The organism is Micromonospora gifhornensis (genome assembly GCF_016863515.1).
Classification (GTDB): domain Bacteria; phylum Actinomycetota; class Actinomycetes; order Mycobacteriales; family Micromonosporaceae; genus Micromonospora; species Micromonospora gifhornensis.
The window spans coordinates 197,118-213,151 of sequence record NZ_BOPA01000017.1; the positions used below are offsets into that span (position 1 = coordinate 197,118).

Below are 16,034 nucleotides of genomic sequence, written 5' to 3' on the forward strand. Positions count from 1 at the left end.
GTGGCGCCCGCGAACCTGCCGCGCACCGGTGGCGCTGCTCAACCTGCGCGACCGGGCGGACAGCTCAGCCGGCGCGGTGGGTTTGCAGATCAGCCCGCGCGGCGCGGTGGGACCAGGGCGTAGCCGTCGTCGCGGCGTACCACCAGGGCCAACTCCTCCAACAGGGACATCTTGCGCAGCACCGTGCGTACGGCCAGGCCGGCCCGGGCCGCGAGGTCGTCCACGCCGATCGTGCCTCGACGGGGCATCGCCTCCACGATCGCCCGCGCATCGTCGTCGATCACATCGGTGGGTCGGTCCGGGCCGCGCGGCACCGGGGCCAGCTCGCCGATCCGGCCCACCTCCTCCAGCACGTGGGCGAGACCGGTCACCAGTCGGGCCCCCGGCTCCTCGCGCAGGATCTCGTGCGCGCCGACGGACATCGCCGAGGTGACCGGGCCGGGCACCACCATCGCCGGACGGTTCAGGGCGAGGGCTCGTCTGGTGGTCTGGGTCGCGCCGCTGCGCGCCGCCGCCTCCACCAGCACCGTGCCCTTCGTGCCGGCGGCGATCACCCGGTTGCGGATGAGGAAGCGGGGACGAAGTGGCTCGGCGGCTGGTGGCCACTCGCTCACCAGCAGGCCCGAGTCGGCGATCCGGTCGAACAACGCCGTGTTGCCCGCCGGATAGGGGCGATCGACGCCGCAGGCGAGCACCGCGACGGTCCGGCCACCCGCACTCAACGCACCTCGGTGCGCGGCGGCGTCGATGCCGAACGCTCCGCCGGAGACGACAGTCCAGTCCCGGTCGGCCAGGCCGTAGCCCAGTTCCCGGGCGACGTGCAGACCGTACGGCGTGGCGGCTCGTGCCCCCACCACGGCCACGGACCGGTCCAGCGCCTCGGCCAGCGGCCACGGTCCGCGTACCCAGAAGCAGAGCGGTGGATCGGTCTCCCGGTCGACCCGGCGGCGCGCGTCGGAGAGCCGGAGCTTGCGGAGTTCCTCGACCGTGCCGGGCCATTCGTCGTCGCCGGGCACGACGACCCGGGCACCGAGCCGTTCGCCGCGTTCGAGGGCCTCGGCTGCGATGGCCCGGGCGTCTCCGGCCCGGCTGCGTGCCGCCACACTGTCGCGCAGGTCCTCGTGCGGCGCTGCGCCGTCGAGCAGCAACTCCAGGGCGGCCACCGGGCCGAGTTCGGCGACCAGCGCGTACACCGAGCGGGTGCCCGGCTCGGCCAGCCAGGTCAACGCGACCCGGGCCAGCGTCGTCTCGTCGTACCTGCTCATATTGCCTCTCCCGTTCTGAGGTGGATGGCCTCGCCGACGTCGTGCCGGTCCGGGCGGGCGCGCCCGTCGAGGTCGGCGATCGTCCAGGCGAGCCGGATGACCCGGTCGAAGCCGCGGGCGGAGAGCGACCCCGAATCCAGCCGGGCCCGTAGTTCGGCGGTGTCGGCGGCGGGCAGTTGCCACGGCGGCCGGCGCAGCCGCGTGCCGGGCACCTCGGCGTTGAGCCGGCGGCCCAACGCCGACCAGCGATCCGCCGCGGCGGCACGGGCGGCGACCACCCGGGCCGCCACTGCCGTGGAGGACTCGTGCGTGCCGGCCTCCATGAGTTCGGCGGCGCGCATCGGCAGCAGCCGCACCTGCAGGTCGATCCGGTCGAGCAGCGGACCGGAGAGCCGGGCCAGGTAGCGGCGGCGGGCCTGCGGGGGACACTCGCAACGGTCGTCGCCGGCCGGGTTGGCGCACGGGCACGGATTCGCCGCGATCACCAGCTGGGCCTGGGCGGGGTATTCCGCGCCGCCCCGGCTGCGGGCCAGGTGCACCCGGCCGTGCTCCAGCGGTTGGCGTAACGCCTCCAGGGCGGCGCGACTGAATTCCGGAGCCTCGTCGAGGAAGAGGACCCCTCGGTGGGCCAGTGAGATCGCGCCGGGCCGGGCCAGTCCCGCCCCACCGCCGACGATGGCGGGGATGGTCGCGGTGTGGTGCGGGGCCTGGAACGGCGGGCGGCGCAGCAGCCCACCCTCGGCCGGCAACAGCCCGGCGATCGAGTGCAGAGCGGTGACCTCCAGCGCGGCGTCGTCGTCCAACTCCGGCAGGATCGACGGCAGACGCTCGGCGAGCATCGTCTTGCCGGCACCCGGTGGGCCGATCAGCGCCAGGTGGTGGCCGCCGGCGGCAGCCACTTCCAGGGCTCGCCGACCGAGCCCCTGCCCGGCCACCTCGGCCAGGTCGGGACCGGAGGTGGCGGGCGTCGGTACGTGGGTCGGCGGCTCGATCAGTGGCGCACCGTCGCGGACGAACGCGATCAGCCGGTGCAGGGTGTCCACGCCCCGGACGCGCAGCCCGGGCACCACGGCGGCCTCGGCACTGTTGGCGGCCGGCACGATCACCCGCTCGACGCCGGCCCGGGCCGCCGCGGCGGCCATCGGCAGTACGCCCCGTACCGGCCGGACGGTCCCGTCCAGGCCCAGTTCGCCGAGGATCACCACGCCGTCCAGCGGTGCCAGGGGCAACTCGCCGGAGCCACCGAGCAGTGCCACCGCGATCGCGAGGTCGAAGGCCGAGCCGAACTTGGGCAGGGTGGCCGGTAGCAGGTTGAGGGTGATGCGGCGGTTCGGCCAGCGCTGACCCGAGTTGACCACGGCGGCCCGCACCCGGTCGCGCGCCTCGTGCAGCGCGGTGTCCGGCAGCCCGGAGATGACCACTGCGGGCAGGCCGGGCGCGAGATCCGCCTCCACCTCCACCAGGTGACCGGTGACGCCGACCAGGCCGACGCAGAGCACCCGGGCGTAGCTCATCAGAACGCTCCCTTGAGATGCTCGACCTGGGCCCGGCCGGCGCGCGGCAGCAGCACCGAGACGACGTCGAAGCGGATCTCGTCGGCGGTGGTGCCGGTGGCCGCCAGCCACGCGGCGGCGAGCCGACGCAGCCGGCGGGCCTTGTGCCGGACCACCGCCTCGGCCGGGGTGCCGAAGTCGTGGTTGCGGCGGGTCTTCACCTCACAGATGACGAGCACCGGCCCGTCCCAGGCGACGATGTCGATCTCACCGGAGGGGCAGCGCCAGTTCCGGGCCACCGGGCGCAGCCCTGCCTCGATCAGGTGTCGGACGGCGCATCGTTCCCCGTACCCGCCGACCGCCTGGTTCCGCTTGGTCATGGCCGGCACCCTGCCCGCAGAGGGCCGGTCGGGGTGCCCCCACCGGTGCGGCCTGTGGACGACCGGAGGTGCTGTGGACAGACAAACGATCATGCCCTCGGTGTGCTAAGGGCAAAGTCGGGTGACGAATCAGCCTCTTACTCTGCGTACCCGGTCGAATTGCCCTTCCCGGGGGCTGGCCAGGGCCGGGGTCGAATGGCGGACGGTCGGCCGGTCGCATACGGTGCCGGGCGTGGACGGACGACGTAGCTTTGCCGATGACCAGGAGTCGCGTTGGTATCCCGGTGACCGCGACCACGGTTACGGCGACCCGGACTGGCGCGGTACTGCGGAGGCGCGGTACCGGGACGACGCGCCGGTGACCCCCGAGCAGCGGATCGACGACGAGGACCGGTACGACACCGCCGCGCGACGTTTCGGTGGGATGGACCCGCTCGCCGACGCCCCGGCCGAGCCCGAGCGCTATCGGGCCTCGCGCGCCCGACGAGCCGGGTCGACCGACCCGGACGTTTCGGGTGAGTTGCCCACCGAACGTCCGGCTTGGCGTGCCGCCCGGGAGACCGCCGCGCCGGTCGGCGCAGACCCGTTGCACAGCGAACCGGCCCCGTTCGCCCCGCCGGTGAGCGATCCGGCGCCGTTCGCGTCGGCGGTGGACGAGCCGGCTCCGCTGGCCTCGGTGGTGGGTGACCCGGCCCGGTCCGTGCCGCTGACCGGGTACCCGATCGTGGAGGCGAAGCGGGGCACGGAGGCGATGAATCCGCTGGAGCAGCCGACCGGGCCGATGCCGCCGGTGGCGCCCCGGGGCGGCCTGGCGGCGGGGGACGCCGGCAGCCAGCAGGGTGCCGGGGACACCGGCTTCCGGCCGACGACCGGGGAGTCCGGCTACCAGGTGCCGGGCGTACCGGCCGGGCCGCCCAGTGGTGACGGCGTCTACCGGACCCGTCGGCCGGTGCTGGCCGTACTCTTCGCCGTCCTGGTGGTGATCTTCGAGGTGCCGGCGTTGCGGGTGTTGCTGCACGGGGCGACCGCCGACCCGGTCTCCGCCGCCGACGTGCTGGTGGGCACCTTCCTGGTGGCCGGTCTGCCGATCTTCGCGGTCGGTCTGTACGGGCTGCGGACCACCGGGTTCTCGCTCGTCGACGGGGCGCGTGGCTGGCTGCGGCCGCCGACGGCCTACCTGACGGTCGGGCTGGCGCTCTTCCTCGCTGCGGCGCTCGCCGCCGGCTGACCTCGCGTTCGGCGGTTGTTAACAGGGGGCCCTTCCTCTACCGCAGGCGTTAACAAGGGCCCCTTCCTTGCACCCGGGGGTTGGGCGGCGGGGCGGGCGCGTACACTGGTCGACTGGCGACCGCCTTGCGCGGTCGACCTCGCGTGCCCTCCTCACGAAGTCGTCGTGCGGCGGCGGCCTCCCTGGTCCCGACCCTGTCGGGCCCATCCTGGCCGACGACCGGGCACCAGGCCACTCGGCCGCCGGCCGAGCGGACGAACCAGGGACCCCAAGGAGTACGAACCATGGCCGTCGTGACCATGCGTCAGCTGCTGGAAAGTGGTGTTCACTTCGGGCACCAGACCCGGCGCTGGAACCCGAAGATGAAGCGCTTCATCTTCACCGAGCGCAACGGCATCTACATCATCGACCTGCGCCAGACCCTCGACTACATCGAGAAGGCGTACGAGTTCGTGCGTAACACGGTGGCCGAGGGCGGCAGCATCCTGTTCGTCGGCACCAAGAAGCAGGCCCAGGAGGCCATCGCCGAGCAGGCGACCCGGGTCGGCCAGCCGTACGTCAACCACCGTTGGCTCGGCGGCATGCTCACCAACTTCCAGACGGTGTACAAGCGGCTGCAGCGGATGAAGGAGCTGGAGGCCCTCGGTGACCTCAGCGGCACCGCCGCCGGTTACACCAAGAAGGAGACCCTGCAGCTCTCCCGCGAGAAGATCAAGCTCACCAAGACCCTCGGTGGTCTGCGGGACATGCAGAAGCTTCCGGCTGCGGTCTGGATCGTCGACACCAAGAAGGAGCACATCGCCGTCGACGAGGCCCGCAAGCTGGGCATCCCGGTCATCGCGGTGCTCGACACCAACTGCGACCCGGACGAGGTCGACTTCCCGATCCCGGGTAACGACGACGCGATCCGCTCGGCCGAGCTGCTGACCAAGGTCGTGGCCGCCGCCGTCGCCGACGGCCTGATCGCCCGTTCCGGCCGTCGCCGTGGTGGCGACGAGAAGCCGGAGGCGGGTGTCGCCACCGACGAGCCGCTGGCCGAGTGGGAGCGTGAGCTGCTCGAGGAGCCGAAGAAGGCCGACGAGGAGCCCGCCGCCGAGCAGGCCCCGGCCGAGCCGGCTCCCGCCGAGCAGCCGGCTGCCGTTTCCGGTCAGTGATCCCGCCGCCGTCCGGTCACCGTCGATTCGCCGATGGTGACCGGCGGCGACCAGGTCGGCACGAACTTCCCGAATCCGGGTAACCGGCACCTCAGACCATCCCATCGCAATCTCAACACCGAAGAGAGAGCCATGTCCCAGATCACCGCCGCGGACGTCAAGAAGCTCCGCGACCTGACCGGCGCCGGCATGATGGACAGCAAGAAGGCCCTGACCGAGGCCGAGGGCGACTTCGACAAGGCCGTCGAGATCCTGCGCGTCAAGGGCGCCAAGGATGTCGGCAAGCGGGCCGGTCGTACCGCCGCCAACGGGCTGATCGCCCACGCCGGCCAGGCCCTGCTCGAGTTCAACTGCGAGACCGACTTCGTCGCCAAGAACGACGCCTTCATCGCCCTGGCCCAGCAGCTGGTCGAGCACGGTGAGCGTTCCGGTGTGAGTAACGCCGAGGAGCTGCTGGCCAGCGAGATCGACGGCCGTCCGGTCGCCGACCTGGTCCAGGAGCAGTCCGCCAAGATCGGCGAGAAGCTGGTGCTGAACCGTTTCGCCAAGCTCGACGGCACGGTCGCGGTCTACCTGCACCGCAAGGCCCAGGACCTGCCCCCGGCGGTCGGCGTGATGGTGCAGTACACCGGCAAGGCCGACGAGGCCGCCGACGCCGACGCCCGTGGTGCGGCGATGCAGATCGCCGCGATGCGTCCGCAGTACCTCACCCGTGACGAGGTGCCGGCCGAGGTCGTCGAGTCCGAGCGGCGCATCGCCGAGCAGACCGCCCGCGAGGAGAACAAGCCCGAGGCGGCCCTGCCGAAGATCGTCGAGGGCCGGGTGAACTCGTTCTTCAAGGACTTCGTCCTGCTGGAGCAGTCGTCGGTCACCGACAACAAGAAGACGGTGAAGCAGGTGCTGGCCGAGGCCGGCATCGAGGTCACCCGCTTCGTGCGGTTCGAGGTCGGCCAGGCCTGAGCCGCCGTCGGGCGCGCCGCGCCCGTGGGCTGAGCAACGATACGACGAGGAGGCCGCCGGTGTACGCGACAAGCACCGCGGCCTCCTCGTCCCATAAGGTCGGCAGCGGCAGATACGCACCCGGTGCACCGGTGGGGGAAGGACGGGCGGATGACGCAGGTTGTGAGTGACCGGACGCTGGCGGCGGACGACCCGACGGCGCCACCGCCCGGGCGGTCCCGGCGGGTGGTGTTGAAACTCTCCGGCGAGGTGTTCGGCGGCGGCGCGATCGGCGTCGACCCGGACGTCGTACAGGCCATCGCCCGGCAGATCGCCACCGTGGTACGACGCGGGGTGCAGGTCTCCGTGGTGGTCGGCGGTGGCAACTTCTTCCGGGGCGCGGAACTGCAGAAGCGGGGCATGGACCGGGCCCGGGCGGACTACATGGGCATGCTCGGCACCGTGATGAACTGCCTCGCGTTGCAGGACTTCCTGGAGAAGGAAGGCATCGAGACCCGGGTGCAGAGCGCCATCACGATGGCCCAGGTCGCCGAGCCGTACATCCCGCTGCGCGCGATCCGGCACCTGGAGAAGGGCCGCGTGGTCATCTTCGGCGCCGGGGCGGGCATGCCGTACTTCTCCACCGACACGGTGGCCGCGCAGCGTGCGCTGGAGATCCACGCGGACGTGGTGCTGATGAGCAAGAACGGCGTCGACGGGGTCTACACCGCCGACCCGCGGATCGACCCGACCGCCAGCAAGTTCGACTCGATCACCTTCTCCGAGGTGCTGCGCCGCAACCTGCGGGTCGCCGATGCCGCCGCCTTCAGCCTCTGCATGGAGAACGGCCTGCCGATGCTGGTCTTCGGCGCCCAGGGAGACGACACCATCGTCCGGGCGGTGGGCGGCGACAAGATCGGCACGCTGATCACCACCTGAAGCGACCGTCGACCTCACCCCGACGGTCCCGGTGACCCGACAAGCCCCACGACGAGCACAAGAAGGAGGCGAGGAGAACGGTGATCGACGACACCCTCCTCGAGGCCGAGGAGAAGATGGAGCGTGCGGTCGAGCACGCCAAGGAGGAGTTCGGTGCCATCCGCACCGGCCGCGCCACTCCGGCCATGTTCTCCAAGATCATCATCGACTACTACGGCAGCCCGACGCCGCTGACCCAGATGGCGTCGGTGGCCATTCCCGAGCCGCGGATGGCCATCATCAAGCCGTACGACAACTCGCAGATCAATGCCATGGAGAAGGCGATCCGCGACTCGGACCTCGGGGTCAACCCGAACAACGAGGGCAACCAGCTGCGCATCCTGCTCCCGCAGATGACCGAGGAGCGCCGCCGCGACATGATCAAGGTCGCGCGCCACAAGGGCGAGGAAGCCAAGGTCGCCATCCGCAACATCCGCCGCAAGGGCAAGGAAGAGCTGGACCGGCTCGTCAAGGACGGCGAGGTCGGCGAGGACGACGGCCGGCGCGCGGAGAAGGAACTGGACGACCTCACCCAGCGCTACGTCGCGCACGTCGACGAACTGGTCAAGCACAAGGAGACCGAACTCCTGGAGGTCTGACCTCGCGCCGTGACCCACGGTGCGCCCAGCCCACCCACTGCACCCCGTCCCCGTCCGGTTGATCCTGAAGTCAGTCGTCGCACTCGTGGTGACAGCTTCGCGAGCAACACGGCGGGGTCGAGGGTGTGGGTGGGTACTGGTGCGGCCTGTGGGGCGGACAGGTGCAGTAGGCTCGGCACGATTCCCGGTGGCCCGGCGGTGAAGGGTGGGGATCGGTCAACCGGCCGGCCGGCAAATCTCAACGGAGCGCCTCGCGCGGGTAGGGGATGGTAGTGGTTGTACGGCAAGTGGTGGATTTCGTCCCGCTCCCCTCTGGTGCGTGATGTCCCACCTCGACCCCTACGGCGGCGCCGAGGCCCGTGGCTGGGATCGGCCGGACCAGCCCGCCCAACTGCCCTGGCCCGACCCGAACCTCGATCCCGGCCCCTGGGCCGCTGATCCGCACGCCGAGCGGTACGCCACCCCCACCGCCCAGATCGAACCGGTCCGTGGCGCTGCCGATCTGCTCCACGACGACGCCCCGGCCGGGCAGATCGAGCGGATACCTGCCGGTGTCGGCCTCGACCACGACGACGCCCCGACGGCCCAGTTCGCCCCGGTGCCCGGCGACGAACCGGAGGCCGACGATCCGCCGCCCGGACGCCGTCACCGCGGCCGTCGTCGCGCCGGGCGGCCCACCAACGGGCAACCCGCATCGAGCCCCGGTGAGCAGCCCGCGTCGCACCTCGACCGGCCGGCGGGGAGCCCCGGCAAACCCGCTGCGCCGAGCCGCGCCGGCCGGAACCTGCCGGCGGCCATCTCGGTCGGGCTCGGCCTGGGGGCTGTGGTCCTGCTCCCGCTCTTCCTCTACACGCCGTCCTTCCTGCTGGTGCTCGCCGCCGCATTCGGGGTGGGCATCTGGGAGATGTCCCGCGCGGTACGCCGGGCCCGCGCCGTGGTGCCACTGGTACCCCTGATCGTCGGTGGGGTGCTGACGGTCACCATCGCCTGGTTCGGTGGTCTGGACGCGCTCCTGCTCGGGTTGCTGGTCACGCTCGCGGGCACGCTCGTGTGGCGGCTCGGCGACGGCATGGCCAACTTCCGGCGGGACATGACCGCGGCCACGTTGATCGCCGTGTACGTGCCGTTCCTCGGTGGCTTCGCCGCGCTGCTCGCGTCGTCGCCGGATGACGGGGCGCTGCGGATTCTGGTGACGCTTGTCGCCGTGGTGCTCTCCGACACCGGGGGGTACGCCGCCGGCGCAAACTTCGGCAAGCATCCGATGGCCCCGACGATCAGCCCGAAGAAGTCCTGGGAGGGTTTCGCCGGGTCGGTCGGCGCGGCGGCGTTGGGCAGCGCCCTGCTGCTCTGGCTGCTGTTCGACGTGGCCCCGTGGTGGGGTGCCGTGTTCGGGGTGGCGGTGTCGTGTGCCGCCGTCCTCGGTGACCTCGCCGAATCCATGATCAAGCGGGATCTCGGTGTGAAGGACATGAGCAACCTGCTGCCTGGGCACGGTGGCCTGATGGATCGCCTCGACTCGGTCCTGTTCGCCGTGCCGACGGCGTACCTGCTGCTCGTGGTCCTCGTGCCGGCGGTGAACTGAGGCATGGATCACGGCCACGCAGCCTGGTCGCGGACGTGGCCGGACCCGATCCGCGCACTCCGGAGGGGTGCGGTCCACGCCCGGCGTGCCAGACTGGACGAGCCATGACGAGCCTGCCCTTGATCCCGGTCGACCCGGACGCGCCTGGCGCGCGCCGGGCGTCGATGCCACCGCAACATCTCGCCGACCTTGACCTGGCCGGCCGGAAAGCCCTGGTCACCGGCCTGGGTGAACCGGCGTTCCGGGCCCGGCAGATCTCCACCCACTACTTCGGTCGGCTGGTGCGCGACCCGGAGCAGATGACCGACCTGCCGGCGGCCTCCCGGGCCCGGCTGGCCGACCAGCTGCTGCCCCGGCTGCTCAACCCGGTCCGCGAGCTGGCCTGCGACGACGGGGCGACCCGCAAGGCGCTCTGGCGGCTGCACGACGGGGCGCTTGTGGAGAGCGTGCTGATGGGTTACCCGGATCGGGTGACCGTCTGCATCTCCAGCCAGGCCGGCTGCGGGATGGCCTGCCCGTTCTGCGCCACCGGCCAGGCCGGCCTGACGCGGAACCTCTCCACCGCCGAGATCGTCGACCAGGCGGTCTACCTGGCGGGTGTGGCCGCCTCCGGCGCGGTGGTGGGGTCACCGGCACGGTTGTCGCACGTGGTCTTCATGGGCATGGGCGAGCCGCTGGCGAACTACAACCGGGTGGTGGCCGCGATCCGTCGGCTGGTCGCGCCGGCGCCCGAGGGCCTCGGGCTGTCGCAGCGGCACATCACCGTTTCCACGGTCGGCCTGGTGCCGGCCATCCACCGACTGGCCAGCGAAGACCTCTCGGTGACTCTTGCGTTGTCGCTGCACGCCCCCGATGATGAGCTGCGCGACGAACTTGTGCCGGTCAACCAGCGCTGGAAGGTGTCCGAGGTGCTGGACGCCGCCTGGGCGTACGCGGCTCGCACGGGGCGTCGTGTGTCGATCGAATACGCGATGATCAAGGACGTGAACGACCAGCCGTGGCGAGCCGATCTGCTCGGGCGGCTGCTGGCCGGCAAGCTGGCCCACGTGAACTTGATTCCACTCAATCCGACTCCGGGCAGCCGATGGGACGCCAGCCCGAAGCCGGTGGAGCGGGAGTTCGTCCGGCGGTTGCGCGACGCCGGGGTGTCCACCACCGTACGGGACACCCGAGGTCGCGAGATCGACGGGGCGTGTGGGCAGCTGGCCGCCGCGGAGGACATGGGCACCGACCCGGCCGGAAACCTGTCGGCATGACCGGGCGTGGCGAACGAGACCAGGAGACATAGTGGCGAGTCAGGGTCAGCGTTTCCGGCGTAAGGCGCTCCGCCGGGGATACAAGGTTGACGAGGTGGACGCCTTCCTGGACCGGGTCGAGGCGACCCTCGCCGGCCAGCCGGTGGGCGCCCCGGTGGCCTCGCAGGAGGTCCACGACGTCGTCTTCCGGGTTCGCTTCAACGGCTACGACGAGTGGCAGGTCGACCTGCACCTCGACCGGGTCGAGCGGCAGCTGGCCGAGTTGGAGGAGCGGGGTCAGACCCGCGCCGGTGGCGAGAACCGGATGGGCCCGCCGGAGCGGATGGGTCCGCCCATGCGCGAGGACCGGGGCATGTCGGCGGTGCCGCAGCCGCCGATGCCGCCCCGGCCGATGCCGGCGCAGGCGGGCCCGTACGGCCGCTACGACGAGCCCACCGGCGCCTTCGCCGGCGGCTACGACGCACCTCGCGGCGGTTACGACGCGCCGCGCGGCCCTGGCGGCCCGATGGGGCCAGGCGCACCGATGGGTCCCCCCGGCGGCCCGATGGGTCACGGTGCCCCGCCGCGCGGCCTGCCCGCCGGGCCGGGTGGCTACGGTCCTCCGGACGGCCCCGGCGGCTACGGCCCCCCGGACGGTCCGGGCGGTTACGGTCCGCCGGACGGCCCCGGCGGTTACGGTCCCCCCGACGGTCCGGGTGGGTACGGTCCGCCGGACGAGCCTCGCTTCGACGGTTTCGAGGCGGGTCGACGCGCCCGTGCCGACATGACTGCGGAGATCCGTATGCCGGATCGTGACCCGCGTCGTGGCCCGGCGGGACCGTCCGCGGTGCCGCAGCAGGCACTCGGTGGTCCGTCGATGGCGGGTCCGCCGCCGATGGCCGGGCCCTCGATGGGTGGCCCGCCGATGGCCGGCCCGCCCGGCAGCGACCTTTACCGGGTGGACCAGATCCGGCGCAGCTTCCAGGTGCGGCGGTTCGGCAGCGGGTACGACCCCGACCAGGTCGACCGGTTCTTCGACAGCCTGCTCGGTGGGATGGCCGGGCGTAACCCGATGCCGGTGAACCCGAAGGACCTGGACACGCTGCGCTTCGGCCTGGTGCAGGGCGGCTACTTCGAGGCGGAGGTCGACGCCGCGCTGAAGAACGTGCAGGACATCCTCTTCGGCCGCTGACCGGCGACGACGAATCGGGCCCGCCCTCCGGTGTCGGAGGCGGGCCCTACTCGTCTGCCGGATGTGAATGCCGTGCGGCCCCGCGTCAGCACCCCCCGCGCCGGTTGCGGCTGCGGGGGTGTCGAAGCCTCGGGGCGCGGCGTCAGGACCGCGGCGGGTTCAGGACCGCGGCGGGTTCAGGAACGCAGACCGTTGCGGCGCAGCACGACGTCGCCGACCACGATGAGCAGCAGGAGCGCGGCCAGGCCGACCAGCCACAGGTCCTCGACCCTGCCCTCGTGGTTGCCGCAGAGCATCGCCAGCAGCGCGAGTGCGGTGAGGATCGCGCCGATCCGCCCGGACTTGCGGTGCCCAGGCTTGTGCTGGTCTGGCGACGTTACCGGCTCGCTTCCTGCCACTGGTCGGTCCTTCCCTCGCGATCGGATCTCCGGTTAGTCTGGCACGCCCGCTGACGGCCCTGGCGCAGGGTCCGGCCGATAGAGAAAAGATCACCCGGGACTGACCGGCGTGACGCGCCGAACGGGCCGGTCCGAAAGCGAGCGCCCGGGCCGAAGGGCCCGTCTTCGGTGGGCCGGAGGGGACTACCGGTGTCGAGGGACGGCGAGCACGCTACCTCCGGTAGCGTTTCGGCGTACGCCTTGATTTGTCTTCTTGAGGGGGAACTGCGGTGCGAGTGACCGGTACCGGGCACGCGAGCATGCGGATCGACACGGGCGCGGGCAGCATCCTGTGCGACCCGTGGGTCAACCCGGCCTACTTCGCCTCCTGGTTCCCGTTCCCGGACAACTCCCTGCTCGACTGGGAGACCCTCGGCGACGTCGACTACCTGTACGTCTCCCACCTGCACCGGGACCACTTCGACGCGGCGCACCTGAAGCGGTACGTGTCGAAGAAGGCCACCGTGCTGCTGCCCGAGTTCCCCACCTCCGAGATGGAGGACGAGTTCCGCGCGTTGGGCTTCACGAAGTTCCTGAAGACCCGCAACGAGGAGGTCGTGGAGCTGGACGGCGGTCTGAAGATCATGATTCAGGCGCTGACCAGCCCCACCGACGGCCCGATCGGTGACTCGTCGCTGTGGGTGGAGTACGACGGGGTCCGGCTGCTCAACCAGAACGACGCCCGCCCCACCGACCTGAGCACCTTCGCCGAGCTGGGCCACGTGCACGCGCACATGCTGCAGTTCTCCGGCGCGATCTGGTACCCGATGGTCTACGAGCTGCCGCAGTCGGCGAAGACCGCGTTCGGCAAGCAGAAGCGGGACCGGCAGTTCGACCGCACCTGGCGTTACATCGACGACCTGAAGGCCGACCACGTCTTCCCGATCGCCGGCCCGCCGTGCTTCCTCGACGACGAGCTGTGGCAGTTCAACGACATCTTCGGCGACGAGGGGAACATCTTCCCCGACCAGTCGGTCTTCCTGGCCGAGTACGCCAAGGTCGGCGGCACCAACGGCATCGTGCTGCTGCCCGGCAGTGTCTCCGAGGTCACCACCTCCGGCGCGACGACGACCCACCCGGTGCCGGTGGAGGAGTTCTTCGCCAACAAGGTGGCCCACCTGGAGGAGATGCGCGAGCGCAAGCGCCCGATCATCGAGGCGGAGAAGGCGTCCTGGCGGCACCCGGAGATCGACGTGCTCAAGGAGCTGAAGCAGCGCATCGAGCCACTGCTCGACGAGTCGATCTACCTGGCCAAGGGGGTGGGCGGCCCGGTCCGTTTCGACCTGGTCGGTTACGACGGCGAGAGCATCGAGTCGATCGTGGTGGACTTCCCCGGCAAGCAGGTGCGGCCGTACGCCGACGAGAAGGTCCGCTACCGGTTCCGTACCGAACGGGCCCTTGTCGAGCACCTGCTGCACATCGGCGAGGTGGACTGGGTCAACTCGCTCTTCCTGTCCTGCCGGTTCTCCGCCGCCCGCATCGGCCAGTACAACGAGTTCGTGTACGCCTTCTTCAAGTGCCTGTCCACCGAGCGCCTCCAGTACGCCGAGGGCTGGTACGACGAGCACGAGCGGGCCGTCGACGCCGAGGACATCACCCTGGGCGACTGGGTGGTGCAGCGCCGCTGCCCGCACCTCAAGGCGGACCTGAGCCGCTTCGGCATCGTCGACGGCGACCAGCTCACCTGCCAGCTGCACGGCTGGCGCTTCGACCTGCCCAGCGGCCGCTGCCTGACCAGCGTCGGGCACAAGGTCCGGGCGCACCGCGTCGGCGAGGAGACCGAGGTCGCCCAACCGACGAGTTAGGCCGCCTGCCCGAGGTGTTAAGAAGGGGCCCCTTCACTACGCGAGACGTTAATAAGGTGCCCTTCCTTGCACCTCGTCCCGTGCGCGCTCAGCGGCCGAGGTCGGCGAGGATGCGTTGAGCCGCGTTGTGCCCGGCGGCGCCGATCACGCTGCCCGCCGGGTGACAGCCGGCGCTGCCCGCGTACACCCCGTCGACCCCGGTGGCGTACGGCATCCGGTCGGTGAACGAGACGGTGTTGTCGACGTGGTGGATGTGCCCGCCGGTGATGCCGAAGTGCGCCTCGATGCCGGGCGGGGGAAGCGGCACCGCGTCGGCGATCAGGTCGGCGGTGCCGGGGGCGTACCGCTCGCAGATGGCCACCAACTGGTCGACGTAGCCGGGCAGCGCCGCCTCCCAGGTGGTGCCGGCCAACTCGTACGGCACCGACTGGACGAACAGCGCCGACGAGTGGTGCCCGTCCGGGTCGGCCAGCGACGGGTCGACGGTGGTGTGCAGGTACCACTCGATGGTCGGCTCCGCCGGCAGCCGCCCGGCCTGCACGTCCGCCCACATCCCCCGCAGGGCCGCCATCGGGGACTCACCACCGCCGGAGGTCAGCGACGCCGACCCGGGCAGCAGGTGGATCGTGGAGCCGAACGGGCTCGGCGCGTCCTTCGGCAGGCAGGAGAAGCGGGGCAGGCCGCGCAGCGCCAGGTTGAGCTTGAGAGTGGTGCCGGTGCGTCGGACTGCCGCCATTCGATCGGTGAGTGCGGTGGGCAGCGCCCCGTCGGGCAACAGCTCCATCAGCCGGTACGGGTCGCAGGCGCCGAGCACCACCTCGGCGCCGATCTCGCGGCCGTCGGCGAGCACCACGCCACTGGCGGCACCTGAGTCCAGCGTGATCGCGATAACGGGTGCGCCGGTGACGATGCGGGCACCGGAGGCGCGGGCCGCATCGGCGAAGGTGCCCGAAACGGTGCCCATGCCGCCCTCGACGATCATCCAGGTGCCGCCGGCACCGGGTAGCCGGCACATGTTGTGCACCAGGAAGTTGTGGCCGGTGCCGGGGTCGTCCGGGCCGGCGTTGAGCCCGGACAGGCCGTCGGTGACCGCGTACATGCTGACCAGCAGCTCGGAGCGGAACTCGAAGCGGGCCAGGTAGTCGGCGACCGAGCCCCGGACGAGGTCGACGAAGACCTGTTGCAACTCGGGACGGACGTAACGCTGTGCGGTCTGCTCGACGTCGAGCGGCTCGGCCAGCCAGGCCGGGGCCAGGTCGGCCCGCAGCGCGGCCAGTTCGGCCTGGAGGGCGTCGTCGGCGGCCACGTCGGCGGGGGAGAAGAACTCGGCGAGCTGCTCTCGGGTGGCCTTCGTGTCGGTGCCGAACAGCAGGTACGGCGAGCCGACCCCGCCGGGGGTGGGCAGGAAGTAGTGGGGGTCGCGACGCAGCACGGGGATCCGCACGTCGAGCGCGGCGAGCAGTTCCGGCGGCATCAGCCCGAGCAGGTACGACCCGGTGGAGTGCCGCAGCGCCGGCACCTTGGGAAAGGGGTTCTCGGTACGGGTCGCCCCACCGATCACCTCGGCGCTTTCCAACACCAGCACGTCGAGCCCGGTCCGGGCCAGCAGGGTCGCCGCGACCAGCCCGTTGTGCCCCGACCCGACCACCACCACGTCGACTCTGCCCGGCAGCTCACCCGTCATCCCCGCACCCTAACCCGCGACCTGCCTGATCTGTTCGTACCCGTAGCGGGCCGGCCACCAACG

General features: G+C 71.5%; 13 protein-coding genes and 1 pseudogene. 9 read left to right on the top strand and 5 right to left on the bottom strand.

Annotated features, from left to right (window positions below; all coding sequences use genetic code 11):
• Positions 1-89: 89 nt before the first annotated feature.
• From dprA to Vgi01_RS12340, 3 genes are read right to left on the bottom strand one after another with little or no spacing between them, the layout of a single operon-like run.
• Positions 90-1,265 carry a DNA-processing protein DprA gene (gene dprA / locus Vgi01_RS12330; RefSeq protein ID WP_102658991.1) on the bottom strand — a complete coding sequence of 392 codons (1,176 nt, stop codon included), beginning with the start codon at positions 1,263-1,265 and terminating at the stop codon, positions 90-92.
• Entirely contained in the window at positions 1,262-2,779 is a 1,518-nt protein-coding gene (locus Vgi01_RS12335; RefSeq protein WP_102658992.1) for a YifB family Mg chelatase-like AAA ATPase, read from the bottom strand. The genes dprA and Vgi01_RS12335 overlap by 4 nt, the downstream gene beginning before the upstream one ends.
• Entirely contained in the window at positions 2,779-3,138 is a 360-nt protein-coding gene (locus Vgi01_RS12340; protein ID WP_013732114.1) for a YraN family protein, read from the bottom strand. Before Vgi01_RS12340 ends, Vgi01_RS12335 begins: the two co-directional genes overlap by 1 nt.
• Before the next feature lie 195 nt (positions 3,139-3,333).
• On the opposite strand from Vgi01_RS12340, the pseudogene Vgi01_RS12345 reads away from it, so the two are divergent.
• The 8 genes and pseudogenes from Vgi01_RS12345 (at position 3,334) to Vgi01_RS12380 (ending at position 12,045) form a co-directional block, all read left to right on the top strand.
• Positions 3,334-4,366: pseudogene (locus tag Vgi01_RS12345) on the top strand (hypothetical protein).
• Positions 4,367-4,650: 284 nt separating this feature from the next.
• The gene (rpsB, locus tag Vgi01_RS12350; RefSeq protein ID WP_204291078.1) at positions 4,651-5,520 is read left to right on the top strand and encodes a 30S ribosomal protein S2; all 870 of its coding nucleotides are present in this window, start codon (positions 4,651-4,653) and stop codon (positions 5,518-5,520) included.
• A gap of 132 nt (positions 5,521-5,652) precedes the next feature.
• The gene (gene tsf, locus Vgi01_RS12355) at positions 5,653-6,480 is read left to right on the top strand and encodes a translation elongation factor Ts (RefSeq protein WP_102659035.1); all 828 of its coding nucleotides are present in this window, start codon (positions 5,653-5,655) and stop codon (positions 6,478-6,480) included.
• A gap of 150 nt (positions 6,481-6,630) precedes the next feature.
• Positions 6,631-7,398 (top strand): UMP kinase, encoded by a 768-nt coding sequence (gene pyrH, locus Vgi01_RS12360; RefSeq protein WP_013732118.1) that lies wholly within the window; start codon positions 6,631-6,633, stop codon positions 7,396-7,398.
• Between the two features lie 80 nt (positions 7,399-7,478).
• Positions 7,479-8,036 carry a ribosome recycling factor gene (frr, locus tag Vgi01_RS12365; RefSeq protein WP_013732119.1) on the top strand — a complete coding sequence of 186 codons (558 nt, stop codon included), beginning with the start codon at positions 7,479-7,481 and terminating at the stop codon, positions 8,034-8,036.
• A gap of 322 nt (positions 8,037-8,358) precedes the next feature.
• Complete coding sequence (locus Vgi01_RS12370) at positions 8,359-9,618, top strand: phosphatidate cytidylyltransferase (protein WP_204291079.1); 1,260 nt, start codon at positions 8,359-8,361, stop codon at positions 9,616-9,618.
• A 104-nt stretch (positions 9,619-9,722) separates the two neighbouring features.
• Entirely contained in the window at positions 9,723-10,874 is a 1,152-nt protein-coding gene (gene rlmN, locus Vgi01_RS12375) for a dual-specificity RNA methyltransferase RlmN (RefSeq protein ID WP_102658997.1), read from the top strand.
• A 31-nt stretch (positions 10,875-10,905) separates the two neighbouring features.
• Positions 10,906-12,045 carry a DivIVA domain-containing protein gene (locus tag Vgi01_RS12380; RefSeq protein ID WP_204291080.1) on the top strand — a complete coding sequence of 380 codons (1,140 nt, stop codon included), beginning with the start codon at positions 10,906-10,908 and terminating at the stop codon, positions 12,043-12,045.
• A 176-nt stretch (positions 12,046-12,221) separates the two neighbouring features.
• On the opposite strand, the gene Vgi01_RS12385 is transcribed toward Vgi01_RS12380, so the two are convergent.
• Positions 12,222-12,443 (bottom strand): DUF2631 domain-containing protein, encoded by a 222-nt coding sequence (locus tag Vgi01_RS12385; protein WP_102658999.1) that lies wholly within the window; start codon positions 12,441-12,443, stop codon positions 12,222-12,224.
• Between the two features lie 269 nt (positions 12,444-12,712).
• On the opposite strand from Vgi01_RS12385, the gene Vgi01_RS12390 reads away from it, so the two are divergent.
• A complete protein-coding gene (locus Vgi01_RS12390) occupies positions 12,713-14,287 on the top strand; it encodes a Rieske 2Fe-2S domain-containing protein (RefSeq protein WP_204291081.1) in 1,575 nt (524 codons plus the stop codon).
• A gap of 88 nt (positions 14,288-14,375) precedes the next feature.
• On the opposite strand, the gene Vgi01_RS12395 is transcribed toward Vgi01_RS12390, so the two are convergent.
• The gene (locus Vgi01_RS12395; RefSeq protein WP_204291082.1) at positions 14,376-15,971 is read right to left on the bottom strand and encodes a phytoene desaturase family protein; all 1,596 of its coding nucleotides are present in this window, start codon (positions 15,969-15,971) and stop codon (positions 14,376-14,378) included.
• Between the last annotated feature and the right edge of the window lie 63 nt (positions 15,972-16,034).